Annotated in this window: 13 protein-coding genes; 2 read left to right on the forward strand and 11 right to left on the reverse strand. The window is 46.5% G+C overall.

What is annotated here, in order from left to right:
- Positions 1-302 precede the first annotated feature (302 nt).
- The 11 genes from DWX23_RS19455 to rpoN all read right to left on the reverse strand — a co-directional run bounded on the left by DWX23_RS19455 (position 303) and on the right by rpoN (position 10986).
- Positions 303-854 (reverse strand): chromate transporter, encoded by a 552-nt coding sequence (locus DWX23_RS19455; RefSeq protein ID WP_122375677.1) that lies wholly within the window; start codon positions 852-854, stop codon positions 303-305.
- A 1-nt stretch (position 855) separates the two neighbouring features.
- Entirely contained in the window at positions 856-1386 is a 531-nt protein-coding gene (locus tag DWX23_RS19460) for a chromate transporter (protein ID WP_122353140.1), read from the reverse strand.
- A 188-nt stretch (positions 1387-1574) separates the two neighbouring features.
- Entirely contained in the window at positions 1575-2873 is a 1299-nt protein-coding gene (locus DWX23_RS19465) for a murein hydrolase activator EnvC (RefSeq protein ID WP_122353139.1), read from the reverse strand.
- A gap of 2 nt (positions 2874-2875) precedes the next feature.
- Positions 2876-3730, reverse strand: a complete 855-nt coding sequence (locus tag DWX23_RS19470; RefSeq protein WP_183670468.1) for a DUF4292 domain-containing protein — start codon at positions 3728-3730, stop codon at positions 2876-2878.
- Positions 3727-5487, reverse strand: coding sequence for a lipopolysaccharide assembly protein LapB (locus tag DWX23_RS19475; protein WP_122375678.1), 1761 nt, complete (start codon positions 5485-5487; stop codon positions 3727-3729). Before DWX23_RS19475 ends, DWX23_RS19470 begins: the two co-directional genes overlap by 4 nt.
- Positions 5488-5595: 108 nt before the next feature.
- On the reverse strand, positions 5596-6030 hold the full coding sequence (gene dut, locus DWX23_RS19480; RefSeq protein ID WP_122353137.1) for a dUTP diphosphatase: 435 nt from the start codon (positions 6028-6030) through the stop codon (positions 5596-5598).
- Between the two features lie 40 nt (positions 6031-6070).
- Positions 6071-7909 (reverse strand): 4-hydroxy-3-methylbut-2-en-1-yl diphosphate synthase, encoded by a 1839-nt coding sequence (locus tag DWX23_RS19485; protein ID WP_122375679.1) that lies wholly within the window; start codon positions 7907-7909, stop codon positions 6071-6073.
- 85 nt (positions 7910-7994) lie between these two features.
- The gene (gene purE, locus DWX23_RS19490; protein ID WP_122353135.1) at positions 7995-8501 is read right to left on the reverse strand and encodes a 5-(carboxyamino)imidazole ribonucleotide mutase; all 507 of its coding nucleotides are present in this window, start codon (positions 8499-8501) and stop codon (positions 7995-7997) included.
- A complete protein-coding gene (gcvH, locus tag DWX23_RS19495) occupies positions 8502-8882 on the reverse strand; it encodes a glycine cleavage system protein GcvH (protein WP_122353134.1) in 381 nt (126 codons plus the stop codon).
- A 16-nt stretch (positions 8883-8898) separates the two neighbouring features.
- Positions 8899-9519, reverse strand: a complete 621-nt coding sequence (locus DWX23_RS19500; RefSeq protein ID WP_122353133.1) for a hypothetical protein — start codon at positions 9517-9519, stop codon at positions 8899-8901.
- 12 nt (positions 9520-9531) lie between these two features.
- Entirely contained in the window at positions 9532-10986 is a 1455-nt protein-coding gene (gene rpoN, locus DWX23_RS19505; RefSeq protein WP_122375680.1) for an RNA polymerase factor sigma-54, read from the reverse strand.
- Between the two features lie 202 nt (positions 10987-11188).
- Here rpoN and DWX23_RS19510 point away from each other — a divergent pair, with 202 nt between their 5' ends.
- Positions 11189-13366: an ATP-binding protein gene (locus tag DWX23_RS19510; protein WP_122375681.1), complete on the forward strand. Its 2178-nt coding sequence runs from the start codon at positions 11189-11191 to the stop codon at positions 13364-13366.
- Positions 13367-13497: 131 nt separating this feature from the next.
- Complete coding sequence (locus DWX23_RS19515) at positions 13498-14457, forward strand: helix-turn-helix domain-containing protein (RefSeq protein WP_122375682.1); 960 nt, start codon at positions 13498-13500, stop codon at positions 14455-14457.
- Positions 14458-14548: the final 91 nt, after the last annotated feature.

The raw sequence follows: 14548 nt of genomic DNA on the forward strand, positions 1-14548 counted from the left end.
TTAGAGTTGACTGCGTGATTCCGTAAGGAATCAATTACCCTGCGACAGGCGAACAAGCGGTCAGTATTAATACTAAAGTAATGAAATAAAGTTCTTCTGTTCTAGCTCTGTGAAGAGCGAAGACAGGCAAAACAAAGCCCCGGCGGAATTTTCTGTCGGGGCTTTCGTTATAGGATAGGAAAACAGAACAGGATCACTGGAAGTGAAACGACACTCCTTTACGGAGTAAATATCATAATATGATGAACGAAGATTTGATCAAAAAATGTTTCCAACCCAAGAGATACAGGATGATTTCCTGGTTACCAGTACAATATCAACCCCGCAACCCCTGCCAATACAATCATCAGGATGGGGTGAACTTTGAACTTCCAGGTAAGGATAAAGGCGGCACCAAAGATCAGGAAACTTTTGTAATCGATGAAGTTTTCTTTGTTCATCAGCATTAATGCGGCAGCGGCTATCAGTCCTACAGTTGCAGGTCGTAAGCCTGTGAAAGCGGCAACGACATATTTATTATTCTTGAACTTGGCGAAGAAATAAGAGATGACCAATACGAGTATGAACGACGGCAGACACACGGCAAATGTGGTCAGGCACGAACCGAGAACAGCCATGAACGGTGAATATCCGGCGTTGTGAATGGCGGTGTAACCGATATAAGTCGCACTGTTGATCCCGATGGGGCCTGGCGTCATCTGTGAGATGGCCACGATATCCGTAAATTCCTGTAGAGAAATCCATTTATAACGGTCTACAACATCTGCCTGTATCAGTGAGAGCATGGCATATCCGCCACCAAAACCGAAGATTCCGATCTTCAGATAGACATAAAGTAACTGTAACCAGATCATATCAATTTTTCTTTATCTTTAAACCATACACTAATCCTCCGGCAATGGCTACCAGAATGATCCATACCGGCGAAACTCCTCCCATCCAGATAAGCAACGCGGCAGCAACAGGGATCAGCATCGAAACATAAGTCAATTTGATGGAACGTGCCGTAGTGATACACGGTACGGCGATCAACGCCACGACGGCTGGGCGTAAACCTTTAAATATCTTCTCCACCCATTCGTTATCCTGAACTTGGGTAAAGAACGTGGCAATCAGCAGGATGATCAGGAAAGACGGCAGGATCGTACCGAGGGCACAGACTACGCTTCCCATACTTTTCTTCAGTTTATAGCCGACGAAGATGGAGATATTTACAGCGAAGATCCCCGGTAATGACTGTGCGACGGAGAACAAATCTATGAAATCTTCTTTTGATAACCAGCCGCGGTCCACTACCTCCCGCTGTATCAACGGCAACATGGCATATCCACCGCCTATTGTACCCACACCTATTTTTAGGAAAGTTAGAAAGAGCGTCAAATACATAATTTTTCTTTTTGAAAGTCGGTGACAAAGGTACGTAATCCGATTGAAAAAGGAAAATATAGGCGGCCTGCACTCGCTGCTGTTGGCGAGCATGCCTAACTGGTGGTAGCGACACACCCGCACTACTGTTAGTGAGAAGGCCTCGCTGCCATTGGCGAGGCGGTGCGCCTAAAATATGTTAAAGCGGTTTAGTCGAGCCACGGAGACGGATTGAGTTTGGTCTTCTCTTTCCAAAGCTGGAAATGCAGGATCGTGGCATTGCCGTTTTCCGTATCGGTAAAAATCTTGCCGATAGCCTGGCGGGTGCTGACCTTGTCGCCGGCTTTTACATACACCTGGCTCAGATTACTGTAAACGGTCAGGTAGTTACCGTGACGTATGATGACAGAGTTGTTGTAGCCCGGAACAACGAACACGCGGGTCACTTCGCCATTGAATACAGTACGGGCATCAGCTCCCGGAGTAGTCTGAATGTCGATACCGCTATTGTTGGTACGTACATATTTTAATTCCTGATGTTGCTGTTCGCCGAAAGTGCCGACAATGGTGTAACGTCCTGCAACAGGGAATGGCAGGCGGCCACGGTTACCGGCAAAGTCGTCGGAAAGTTTTTTCTCCGCCCTGGTCATGGCATAGCCGCCTTTGGTTTCGGCAACACGTTCTTCCTGTACAGGCTCTTTGACCGGTTCTTTGCCTTCCGCTTTCGCTTTTTCACGGGCACGGCGCTCACGTTCGCGGGCAGCCTTTGCTTCTGCTTCGGCACGGGCTATTTCCTCGGCAATCTGTTTTTCGATCTGGCGGTTCAGCGCGTTGGCTTGTTGTTGTTTCTTACGGAGTTCCTCTTTCAGTTCCTTTTGTTTCTTGCTGAGTTGCTGCACTTCGGCTTTCTGGCTGGTTTCCTCGGTCTGCAGTTTCTGGCTTTCCTGTTCGCGGGTGCCCAGCAGTGCATTCTTTTCGGAACGTGTTTTTTCCAGTTCTTTCTGTTTGAGGGTTATCTCGGTTTGTTTGTCAATGATTTCGGTAGCCTGTAACTTTTGCCAGTCGGCATATTCGCGCAGATAACGCATGCGGCGCATGGATTGGGCGAAATTATCGGCAGAGAGAATAAAGAGCAGCTTGTCTTGCGAGCTACGCCGTTTATACATGCTTTGCACGGACTTGCCGTAGTTATTCCGTTTTCCGTCCAGTTCCTTTTCCAGTTTAGTGATTTCGCGGCGGGATGCGGTGATCTGGTTATCCAGTTCACTTACCTCCTGGTTGAGTAGGCTGATCACTTTCTTTCGGGAGAGGATCTGTTGTGAAAGAAGATTCAGACGGTTGAGAGAGTTCTGCGCCGTCTGGGTCGTTTCCTGCAATAGCTGGTTTGTCATCTCGATTTCGGCCAGCGCCTTTTTTCGCTGTTCTTCAAGCTGTCTCACCCGGGCGGACTTCTGGCCGAAGGCGGTCAGGGCAGATAACGTGAATATGACAAACCAAATATACTTCATCTCTATTTCTGACTGTTACTGATTGACTTTATGATCTGTGCAAAGGTAATACGTTTATATTTAGCCGGAATGGAAAAGTCCAGGTTTACCGGAATATTTGTCTGTATGCGGGAGAAGCGGAAAGCGATCCCTCCCTGTGAGGAACCGTTTGCCAGGACTTGTACGTCCATCAGCATCGGGAACGGTTGTCCTTCTGTCAGGCGAAAATCTGTATAATCCCATTGCAGAGCGTATTGTTCGGACGGGTCGGTGATATAGGTGGAAAGTAACTTCTCTTCACCGTCGGCAAAGAATGTATAAAGCAATCCGATAGAATCCTTGATCTTGATCTCTGCGGTCGAACCTTCCTGGTTCAGCTTGAAGCGTTTGAACTGTTTCGGCTCGATATACTGTTTTCCGGGCAGGAAGATATGATTGGTGAACAATGCCTGCAGGTTATAGAAGTTGAACTCGATCGGGGTCTGTCCTTTCAGATCGGCGTAGCGTTCGGCTACATACCGTTTATTCATGCGGTCTACTACCTTTATGCTGTCGACTGTAAATTCGGCACGGAAAACTTCGATACCCAGAAACGGTTGGACTGATAACTGAAATGCACTGTCTTTGACCATCTTCAGGTCCACACGTGAACTCATGTTGTTTTTAGTGCCTTTCAGTTCCGCATTCAGACGGGCGGTCATCGTATTGAACTGAAAAGAATGCTCTTCCATCGCTTCAAAGAACTCGTCGTGTGCTTTGGTACTTCCGGAGGCTACTGTTCCGACTTTCTTGGATGATTTACAGCCGGACAGGATCAGCAAGAAACACAGAATCACAAGAGCTGGCAGTTGTACTCGCTTTATTAACGGGGTTCTCATTTGGCCTCCTCCTCTTCGATATATTTACCTTCTATGATTTTACGGTCGAGTGTCTCGCTTTCTTTTCCCATTTCACGGGCTTTCTTCCATTGAGCTATGGCACCGTCCTTGTCTCCTGTCATAAACAGGATATCCCCGTAATGGTCTACCAGTTCCGCACTTTTGGTCGTATCTTTTTCCAGTGCGCTTTCGATGTATATCTTGGCAAGGGTATAGTTGCCCTGTACGAAGAAAATCCAGGCGTATGTATCCAGGTAAGTTGCATTGTCCGGTTCGAGCTTGATACATTGTGCGCTCATACGTTCTGCCTTTTTCAGGTCCTTTTTATCCAGGGACAGGAAGTAAGCATAGTTGTTGAGGACAACGATGTTGTTGTCGTTATATTTCAGAGCCTCGTCGTATGCTTTGTATGTCTGGTCCATCTGTTTCATCTGATAGTAGATATCGCCGATCTGACCGTAGAAGTCCGACTTTAACCGCGGATTCTCCGCCGGGATAATGTTGATACCTGCATAATAGGTGTTCAGGGCCTCCTGATATTTTTCCTGCTGATAATAGGCAATACCCAGGTAGAAATAATATTCGGGGGCATCCGGGAATAGTTCCTGGCATTTGGTACAGATACGGATTACTTCAGGGATATCTTCGGCTTTCAGTGACATGTTCAGCAATTGCTGCCAGGCTGCTGCATCCTCTGGCTCCATCTCTGTGACGATTTGGAACTGGAAACGGGCTTCGTCTGTTTTACCCTGTGCGATCAGAAGACTGCCGTACATCTGTTTCAGGTCGGTATCTTCGGGATGCTGCTCCAGCAAGGTCTGGAACAGAGTATTGGCACTATCCGTTCCTTTCTGCGTCTGTTGCAGTTTCAGGATATAACGGGAGAGGATGGCGACTTTGGTCTCTACATCCAGCTTCTCGTTGATCAAGGCATTGCGTATCTGAGTTTCGGCAGCATCTTTATTGCCGGTCGCTTCGTAATAGTTGGCCATGGATACGATGTAATAGGGGTTACCCGGATCGATCTCATGGGCTTTGTCATAATAAGAACGGGCTTTTACCGTGTCGTTCTTTTCCAGGTGCAGGTCTCCGAGGATGATCTGGTAGCGTGCCTCCATCGGATATTTGGCTGCCAGTTTCTCTATTTCTTTGAAGGCGGCATCCGATTGCTCCAGTTGGGTGTATAGTTTATATTTCTGCATGGAAAGAGCTTCGTTCATGCCGATGGACGATTCGAGGGCATTATAAGCATCGATCGCTTTGCCGATCTCACCTTCCTGGGTCAGGGCTTCTGCCAGGTAGTAATTCAGTTCGGTTTTTCCGGGAAAGGCTTTCACCAGTTTCTCGTATTCTGCAGCAGCTTCTCCGTACATACCCAGGTTGCGGCTGATTGTAGCCAAAGCCATCCGGTAAGTGAAGTTGTCTGTGCTGTTGTCCACTGCACGCTGTAACATATCGACTGCCTTTTCCGGGCGGTTCATCTGCACGTAGAACGATGAAAGTTCGTACAGTACAGGAGATGCTGTAGAGTCAATGGCGAGACAGTAGTTGAATGCATCAAAAGCGGCATCGAATTTTCCGGCAGTCTTCAGGTTCAGTCCTTCAAAGAAGAAATAGTCGAATTTTCTCCGTTCAGCATCATTTAATTCTTTAGCCTTAGTGGGAGTTTCTTTCCGGGTTTCTTCTGCATGCAGCGAATTGATCCCGGTAAGCAGGAAGAGTGAAAAGAGTATCCCGTATATTACTTGTTTCAGCATATATTCGTTTTCTATATTTATCACGTATCTAATTTTATACGATAATCATATACGGTCATCGTATAAAGGTGTATACGGCAGTCGTATAGTATCACATACGATGTCCGTTTATTCTTTCCCGGTATGTCCGAAGCCACCGGCGCCGCGTTCGGTATCGTCGAGCACTTCCACCGGTTTCCAGCTTACCTGGTTGAAAGTAGCGATCACCATCTGACAGATACGTTCTCCGTCATTTACGGTAAAAGGCTCGGAGGAAAGGTTGACCAGGATAATACCGATCTCACCGCGATAATCTGCATCGATCGTTCCCGGTGTGTTCAGTAGAGTGATACCATGTTTCAAGGCCAGGCCGCTGCGGGGGCGCATCTGTGCTTCGTATCCTTCCGGCAAAGCAATATATAATCCTGTCGGGATCAATTTGCGTTCCAATGGTTTCAGCACTACAGGCTCTGTCAGGTTTGCACGAATATCCATGCCTGCAGACAATTCTGTCGCATAGGCAGGGAGTGGGTGATGGGATTTATTAATTATCTTTACTTCCATTATTATATCTTGATTTTGAGGGACGAAGATAGTACAAATATCAGTTCTGCCAGTCTCCGTTCTCTTTTATTAACTGAACTAAACGTTCTACTGCATCTTCTTCGGGGATGTTTCTCAACACGCATTCTTTACCTTTGTACAGGCTGATCTGTCCGCGTCCGGCACCGACATAGCCGTAATCGGCATCTGCCATTTCTCCGGGACCGTTTACAATACAACCCATGATGCCGATCTTCAGCCCTTTCAGGTGTGAGGTAGCTTCTTTGATGCGGGCAATGGTCGTTTGCAGGTCGTAGAGTGTACGTCCGCAACTCGGGCAGGAGATATATTCTGTCTTACTGATGCGTGAACGGGTTGCCTGCAGGATACCGAACATGTAACTGTCGATGCATGAAGCTTCGATCCTCTGATTATGAATCATGATGCCGTCGCCGAAACCGTCCAGCAGCAATGTGCCGAAATCGGCAGCCGCTTTTAGCTGTAAGGTCTCCTTGTCTGTCTCGTGATAGTCGCGGTGCAGGACGACAGGGATATCGCAACCGGCAACCAGTAGTTTGTGCATGGCGGCACGTTGTGATCCGACACCGTTCCGGTGGTGGGTACTCAGGACTACCACGGTTGTTTTATCTTGTTTCAGTATCTCCAGTGTCTGATCTGTCAGGTCATTGTAGGTCAGACGGATGAATTTCAGCGGAGAGTTGAACTCTTTCATCTCTTCTATTTCGGAAGCGATGAAATAAGGGTATGCGTTGGGACGTTCTTTCCAGAAATGGGCATCTACCAGCAGGCGGAATGTGTCCGGAAGATTGTCCGGGTCTTCCTTGCCGATGTAAATATAGTCGGGCAGGGAAGAGTAGTCAAATTCAAAATCGCCGTTACTTCGGTCAGAGATAACGACAGGAGGGAAATTACCTCCGATAGCTTCTGTTATGCGGCTGATTCGGCGTGTGGCTGTTACCGGGTCGTATCCGGGGGCGGGAGAGGCAGCGATCGGCCTGTGCTCCCGACGTTCCAATATGTAATCGACCAGTTTGCGGGCGACAGGTATTTCTGCCTCGGGATCTTCGCTGAGGGATACGCGGATGGTATCGCCTATTCCGTCGGTCAGCAGGGTACCGATGCCGACAGCGCTTTTGATGCGGCCGTCTTCGCCGTCACCGGCTTCGGTCACTCCCAGATGAAGCGGATAGTGCATGTTTTCTGCGTCCATGGTACGGACGAGCAGGCGTACGGTACGTACCATGACTACCGTATTGGAGGCTTTGATGGAAATCACCACGTCCGGGAAATTCTCATCCCGGCAGATACGCAGGAATTCCATGCAGGAGGCTACCATTCCTTCAGGGGTATCACCATACCGGCTCATGATACGGTCGGATAGTGAACCATGATTTACGCCAATGCGGATGGCGGTTCCGTGTTTTTTACAAATCTCCAGGAAAGGGACAAAACGGTCGCGTATCTTCTGTAATTCGGCGGCATATTCTTCGTCGGTATATTCCAGAAGGTCAAATGTTTTTACTTTATCAACATAGTTCCCGGGGTTGATGCGTACTTTTTCCACCTCTTCGGCTGCGGCGTCGGCAGCCCTGGGGTTGAAATGGATATCGGCAACAAGAGGAGTGGTGTATCCCTGCGTTCTCAGCTCTTTCCGGATCTCGCCCAGATTACGGGCTTCCCGTTCACCCTGTGCAGTGAAACGTACATATTCGGCTCCGGCATCGATCATACGGATGGCCTGGCGGACGGATGCTTCGGTATCCATGGTGGATACATTGGCCATAGATTGGATACGTATCGGGTTCTCACCTCCCAGCGGAGTGTTTCCTATATTGACAACAGATGATTTACGGCGACTGTAATTAAAAAAATGTTCCATTTTTCCAGTTGGCAAGTGACAGTTGACAGTTGACAGTTCCGGCAGCGTGAAATCTGTCAACTGTCACTTGTCAACTGTCGACTAATTAATTCGTTTTGTATTTAAAAGATACTTTTGCTAACTCTTCGTTTGCTTTTACGATCTTTTTCTTCAGATTTTCCTTGTAGTCGGCCAGCTTACCCTGAAGTTGTTCGTCTCCAACAGCAAGCATCTGAACTGCCAGGATTCCGGCGTTTAGTGCTCCGTTGATACCGACTGTGGCAACAGGTATTCCCGGAGGCATCTGTACGATAGCCAACAAGGCATCCATGCCGTCGAGTGTAGAGTTGATGGGAACACCGATTACCGGAAGGGTAGTCATAGAAGCGATCACTCCGCATAAATGCGCTGCCATACCGGCCGCAGCAATAATAACTTTGATACCGCGGTCTTTGGCTCCTTTGGCAAAAGCTTCTACTTCTGCCGGGGTACGGTGTGCAGACAACGCATGGATTTCGAACGGGATCTCCATCTCGTCCAGCAATTTGGCCGCTTTTTCCATTACGGGCAGGTCGGAAGTACTGCCCATGATAATACTTACTACAGGTGTCATTTATTTTGCGATCAATTGTTCGTATTCAGCAGCAGACAACAAGTCGTCCAGTTCAGAAGGATCGGAGATGGAGATCTTGATCAACCAGCCGTTTCCGTAAACGTCTTCGTTCACCAGTTCGGGTTTGTCGTCCAGTTCAGAGTTGCCCTGGATCACTTCTCCGCTTACCGGCATGAACAGGTCGGAAACAGTCTTTACAGCTTCGATAGTACCGAAAACTTCTTCTCTGGCAACTACTTCGCCTTCTGTAGTGATGTCTACATAAACGATTTCGCCCAATTCGCTCTGGGCGTAGTCAGTGATACCAACATAGGCAACGGCGCCGTCAACACGAATCCATTCGTGATCTTTTGTGTACTTTAAATCAGCAGGAAAGTTCATAACTTTAGTGTTTTTATTAGATGAATAAATAGATATAACTCAATAATGAGGCTACAAAGGTACATATAAAACCGAGACAAAAGCCGGCATATACCTGCATAGGAGTATGCCTTTTCAAAAAGATACGCGAAGTACCGACCAGCCCGGCTGCCAGGAGTATGATGATGAATCCCCAGTAAGGATTTATCAGGTGGATGCGGGCAACCCCCATGATACCCCCTAGAAGTCCTCCGATACCCAGGGTATGGGCACTGATCTTCCAGTAAAAGTTAATGCACAGCGAGAGGATCAAAGCGACACAGGCACCCATCAGCAGCGACAGGAACCAGAAAGGGATCATCATTTTGTACATATAAAAGATACAGACCATTATGGAGGTGATAATGATCAGGTAAGGAACGACCCGTTCTTTGCGGTCCGTCAGTTCCAGGTCGCCGGCGGCTCCGTTGCGGACCATCAGGAAGATGAAAAGACCCGGTACGACAGCAGTCGAGAGGAATGCTCCGCCAACCAGGAACATTTTCATGGTGGGCGGGTAGATCGCCAGGTATGTGAATGACAATGCCAGTATGACTCCATACGTTACCATCAGTAACGGGTGGAACATTCCGGATATTATATTTGAAAATAATCTCATAATGCTTCAAATTTAGATTTCTTTTCTAAGCCTTGCAACAGGAATATCGAGTTGTTCCCTGTATTTGGCCACTGTTCGGCGGGCGATTACGTAACCTTTCTCTTTCAGGATCGTGGTAAGTTCCTCGTCGGTAAGCGGTTTACGTTTATCCTCACTGTCTATATGTTCTTTCATGATCTTCTTCACCTCACGGGTGGATATTTCCTCGCCGCTGTCGGTCTGCATCGATTCGGAGAAGAAGAATTTCAGAGGGTAGATGCCGAAATTGGTTTGAACATACTTGCTGTTGCTAACCCTTGAAATGGTCGATATATCGTATCCTGCACGTTCGGCCACATCTTTCAGTATCATCGGGCGCAGCGTAGCATCGTCACCTGTCAGGAAAAAGTCCCGTTGCAGGAGGATGATCGCTTCCATAGTGCGTTGTAATGTCTCCTGACGCTGCCGGATGGCATCGATAAACCATTGGGCGGAGTCTAGTTTCTGTTTTACAAACTGTACGGCTTCACGCATCTTGGACGTCTGGTTGGCTTTATTGCCTGCATAGTCCTGAAACATTTCCGCATATTCACGGCTGATCCGCAGATCGGGAATGTCCCGGTTGTTCATGCTCAGGATCAGCTCGCCGTTTATAGCTTCGACCAGGAAATCCGGAATGACCTGGCTCATGGCTACTTCCATAGAACCACCCCAGCTGCTGCAAGGTTTAGGATCGAGAGCAATTATTTCGTGAATAGCCTTTTTAAGGATTGCCTCGCTGATGTTGAGACCACGCATGATCTTGTCGTAATGCTTGCGGGTGAACTCTTCAAAATATTCGGTGAGGATACGGATCGCCATATCTGTTCCCGGCGTCGGTTCTTTCCGGTCGAGTTGCAGCAATAAACATTCCTGCAGGTTACGGGCACCGACCCCGGCTGGGTCGAAATCTTGTATGATCGCGAGGACTTCTTCTATTTCTTTCTCATTCACGTCTTGCCCTGCCTGGAAGACCAGGTCGTCGGCAATGGCGGAGAGTTCGCGGCGCAGATAACCGTCGTCGTCTATGTTACCGATAATGTATTCGGCTATTTTAACTTCTTTTTCCGGTAGGTCGCGCAAACCGAGTTGCTGGAGTAGATATTCGTTCAGCGATTGGCTTACGGAGAAGGGAATGTCTTCTTTGCGTTCGGTTTTCTCACTTATCTCCCGGAGCTTGTAGTCCGGTATATCGTCTTCGCTCATATAATCTCCGAGCGAGAGGTCTGCCTCTGTTTCGTTTGTAGATATATCGTCAACTCCCTCGTCGTCAGTTCGTTCAAAGTCGTCTGCAATATCTTTCCCCTCCTCCAGTGCAGGGTTATCTTCTAATTCGTGCTTGATACGTTCTTCCAGCTCGATAGCGGGAAGTTCCAGAAGCCGGATTAGCTGGATCTGCTGTGGAGAGAGCTTTTGCTGTAACTTTTGTTGTAACTGTTGCTTCAACATATTTAAAATCGTCTACATTAGAACATGCAAATATAACTTTTTACGGTGAACCCTCTTATGATTAAAAGCATAATTGTTCTAAAGAATCCGTTTGCCGGACGATTCTGTGTGACTTTTAACATGTCAAATGATGAATTAGTCTCTTGAAATGCCTTAAAAATCAAAACTATTCAATATTTTTGCGTTTATAAAGTATCACCGTATGATGTCGACGCTAACAAAAAACAAATATAACCAATTGTCCAAAGAAGAACTAATACAATTATTGGAAGCACAAGACAATAGAGAGAAAGCGAATGCCGGAAATTCATTTACAGAAGCTTCAAATATCAAACGTATTATTTCCGAAGTACTTGTATTGCTGTTTAATGAGGAACAACAGCCGATAGAGAAAGCCATGAGTTTGCTGATGAACTTTTTCGATGCAGACTGGGGATATGTAGCCATCTTTGAAAAAGACGGGCGGACAGCCTATTTTCCCTGCGAGGTAATGAGCAGATGGGTGGAGGTTCCCAAAGAGAATCATTCGGAACTGACGGACGAAACGATCCCCTGGATCATGAAGACCGTGAAGAGTGGTCGTGATATTGTCATGTGCAGCATGGACGATCTGCCTCCTGAAGCGGAAGTGGATAAGAAGTTACTTGAATTTCAGGGACTAAAATCCATGCTGATGATCCCGCTCTCTTTTCATAATAGAATACAGGGATTCATCGGTTTTGACTCGGTGCGTGTGCAGCGTTCCTGGACGAGTACGGAAATGGAAGACCTGCATATTATAGCAAGTATCTTTTCTCTTATAATAGAGCGCAAGGAGACACAAGCCAGTCTGGAGGAATCCCGGAAACATCTGGCGGAACTCAGTACTAAATTCAAACAGTTCTTCAACAATCTGCCTATCGGGGTCGAATTGTATGACTCGGAAGGATATCTGATCGATATCAACGAAGCCGATGTTCGTATCTTCGGTTCTACACGTAAAGATCTTCTGGGGGTTAATCTGTTTGAGAATCCGGCTGTTCCTAAAAAGCTCCTGAAGAATGTCAGGAGCGGGCGGGCTTTCAGTTTTCCTCTGGTTTATGATTTCAGTATCATACAAAACAGTAGCTATTATCCGTCGGCTTTTGTCGACCAGATCAAATATCTGCAGGTGAAAGGGATCAGCCTGAACGATCCGGAGTTCGGACGGGTGGGATATCTGCTTATCATCTCTGATAATACGGATGTCCAGATCAAAGCGGAACAAACCAGAAACAATCTGGCTATATTGAAGGCCGTGCTTTTATCCGGACGTTCGATAGTCGGTGAGTATAGTGTGGAAGAAGATGAATTATATATCGATCCTGTGCTGAACGATCATTCCAGTCCGAATCATTTGTTCAATTACCTGAAAACACATAATTATCTGTCTATTCAGGAGTTGTGGAACCTGGGACGGTTCAGTGAAATTCCGACGAATAATATGGAGCCGCTTTTACAGGTCGTTCGCGGTGATATCGATAGCTGTAGTTTTGTCTGTAAAATGTTCGTTCAAGAAGTGCCGACCTGGATACGTATCAATGCACAGGCACATAAAATAAATAAGGACGGGCATCCCAGCAAAGTTGTTTGTTATATAACAGATATAACGGGCGAGAAACAACTGGAGGAGAAGCTGCAACAAGCTCGTGACGAATCACGCAGGAATGAACTGGAAATGCAAAAAGCACGTGAAGCGGATAAGTTGAAATCTACTTTCCTGGCCAATATGAGCCATGAGATCCGTACACCTCTGAATGCGATTGTCGGTTTTTCCGGTATTATTGCTGAAATGGACAATGTGGAAGAGAAAGAGGAATATGTGAAGATCATCAATAAAAACTGCGATCTCCTCCTTCGTCTGATAACGGATATCCTGGATTTCTCAAAGATCGAGTCCGGAGTAATGGACTATTCACTGGCGGATGTCAATATAAAGGAAATATGCAGTGAGCAATATAAGGTGCATTCCCTGAAAGTCCAGGAAGGTGTTACTATGGTCTGTGACCTGGATGCGTTGCCGGATAAAATACTCTATACGGATCCTAAGCGTGTGACCCAGGTAATATCCAATTTACTTTCGAATGCTATCAAGTTTACTGAACAAGGTTATATAACCCTTTCATACAGTGTGAGAGAAGATCATGTGCTGTTTGAGATAAGTGATACCGGCATCGGTATTTCTCCGGCACATGTTGAAGCTATTTTCGAACGCTTTACCAAAATAAACTCTTTCAGGCAGGGAACGGGACTCGGGTTATCTATTTGTAAAACGATCGTTAAGGCCCTGCGTGGGGAGATCGGCGTAGATTCAACGCCTGGCAAAGGGTCAAAGTTCTGGTTTACTTTGCCTTGTAAATAAAAATAATAGCCGTAAGCTGGTATAACAGGAACATAATCAAAAGTTTTTCTCTATATTTGTAGAGAACAGAAGTGTATTTTTTAGCGTAAACGCCGGGAACTGAAGACCAAATTTGAAAAAATGATTATGTTATGAAGAATGACCTATTGTATAAAAATCTTGTAGCGGCCATTAAAGAGAAGTTCCCGGAAAGAGGAAAACTGACAAATCACTTGGCCGATCTTTTGATGTTGGAAAAGGAAGCCGTCTACCGCAGGTTGCGGGGCGATGTGCCTTTCACTATTTTTGAAATAGCGACTATTGCCGATAAGCTGGATATTTCGCTGGATCATATCATTGGTTGTGCCTCGGGTAAAAGCAGGCCGTTCCAGTTGAAAATGGTGAATTTCCTTAATCCGAGCGAAGAGGATTATGATATGCTTGAACATTTTGTCGATGAATTGAGATATCTCGGAGATGATCCCGATTCGGAAGTAGGAGGAGCTTTGAATATTCTTCCCCAGTCGCTGGTATTGGGATACAGGCATATTTATCAGTTCTATCTTTTTAAATGGATGTACCAGTGCGGCAGCGTTATGCCTGTTAAATTCAGCCAGATCGTATTGCCCGACCGGTTGTTGTTGATCAACAGCGAGATCGTTGTGGAGGCGCGCCAGGCCGCCAACGCTTATCATATCATGGATAGTATGACTTTTCTCTATCTGGTGAATGACATTAAATATTTTGCCAGCATTTACCTGATAACCCGTGAAGAGATAGCGGCTCTGAAAAAGGAACTGATGGTGTTTCTGGATGATATGGAGGCGCTTGCAGCCAAAGGTTCCTGGACAGAAGGTAAGAATGTCCATTTCTTTGTCAGCAGTGTGAATTTTGAGACCAGCTACAGTTATGTGGAGACACAGCACTGCCACCTGACAATGATCAAATCTTTTACTTTGAACGACGCTACATCACCGGATGAAGCTATCTTCCAGCGAATGAAAAAATGGATGCAATCTCTGATCCGGACTTCTACCCTGATTTCAAGAAGTGGCGAGAAAGACCGCATCGTCTTTTTTGAAGAGCAACGCAGGATAGTGGATACGCTGTAGAAGCGATGATGAAACCGGATAAAATCCTTCTTTGAGGCTGTAATTTAAACTGTGTCAGCAAAGCAAACAAATAAAGTATTAACTTTGCTAA

The sequence above is a fragment of the Parabacteroides sp. AF18-52 genome (assembly GCF_003479145.1).
Lineage (GTDB): Bacteria > Bacteroidota > Bacteroidia > Bacteroidales > Tannerellaceae > Parabacteroides > Parabacteroides faecis.

Excerpts from the sequence above, each read along its gene's own strand:
- DWX23_RS19485 (WP_122375679.1), bottom strand. The coding sequence starts at position 7,909 with ATGGAACATTTTTTTAATTACAGTCGCCGTAAATCATCTGTTGTCAAT.
- DWX23_RS19515 (WP_122375682.1), top strand. The coding sequence starts at position 13,498 with ATGAAGAATGACCTATTGTATAAAAATCTTGTAGCGGCCATTAAAGAG.
- DWX23_RS19500 (WP_122353133.1), bottom strand. The coding sequence starts at position 9,519 with ATGAGATTATTTTCAAATATAATATCCGGAATGTTCCACCCGTTACTG.
- DWX23_RS19460 (WP_122353140.1), bottom strand. The coding sequence starts at position 1,386 with ATGTATTTGACGCTCTTTCTAACTTTCCTAAAAATAGGTGTGGGTACA.
- DWX23_RS19510 (WP_122375681.1), top strand. The coding sequence starts at position 11,189 with ATGATGTCGACGCTAACAAAAAACAAATATAACCAATTGTCCAAAGAA.
- rpoN (WP_122375680.1), bottom strand. The coding sequence starts at position 10,986 with ATGTTGAAGCAACAGTTACAACAAAAGTTACAGCAAAAGCTCTCTCCA.
- purE (WP_122353135.1), bottom strand. The coding sequence starts at position 8,501 with ATGACACCTGTAGTAAGTATTATCATGGGCAGTACTTCCGACCTGCCC.
- DWX23_RS19465 (WP_122353139.1), bottom strand. The coding sequence starts at position 2,873 with ATGAAGTATATTTGGTTTGTCATATTCACGTTATCTGCCCTGACCGCC.
- DWX23_RS19475 (WP_122375678.1), bottom strand. The coding sequence starts at position 5,487 with ATGCTGAAACAAGTAATATACGGGATACTCTTTTCACTCTTCCTGCTT.
- gcvH (WP_122353134.1), bottom strand. The coding sequence starts at position 8,882 with ATGAACTTTCCTGCTGATTTAAAGTACACAAAAGATCACGAATGGATT.
- DWX23_RS19470 (WP_183670468.1), bottom strand. The coding sequence starts at position 3,730 with ATGAGAACCCCGTTAATAAAGCGAGTACAACTGCCAGCTCTTGTGATT.
- DWX23_RS19455 (WP_122375677.1), bottom strand. The coding sequence starts at position 854 with ATGATCTGGTTACAGTTACTTTATGTCTATCTGAAGATCGGAATCTTC.
- dut (WP_122353137.1), bottom strand. The coding sequence starts at position 6,030 with ATGGAAGTAAAGATAATTAATAAATCCCATCACCCACTCCCTGCCTAT.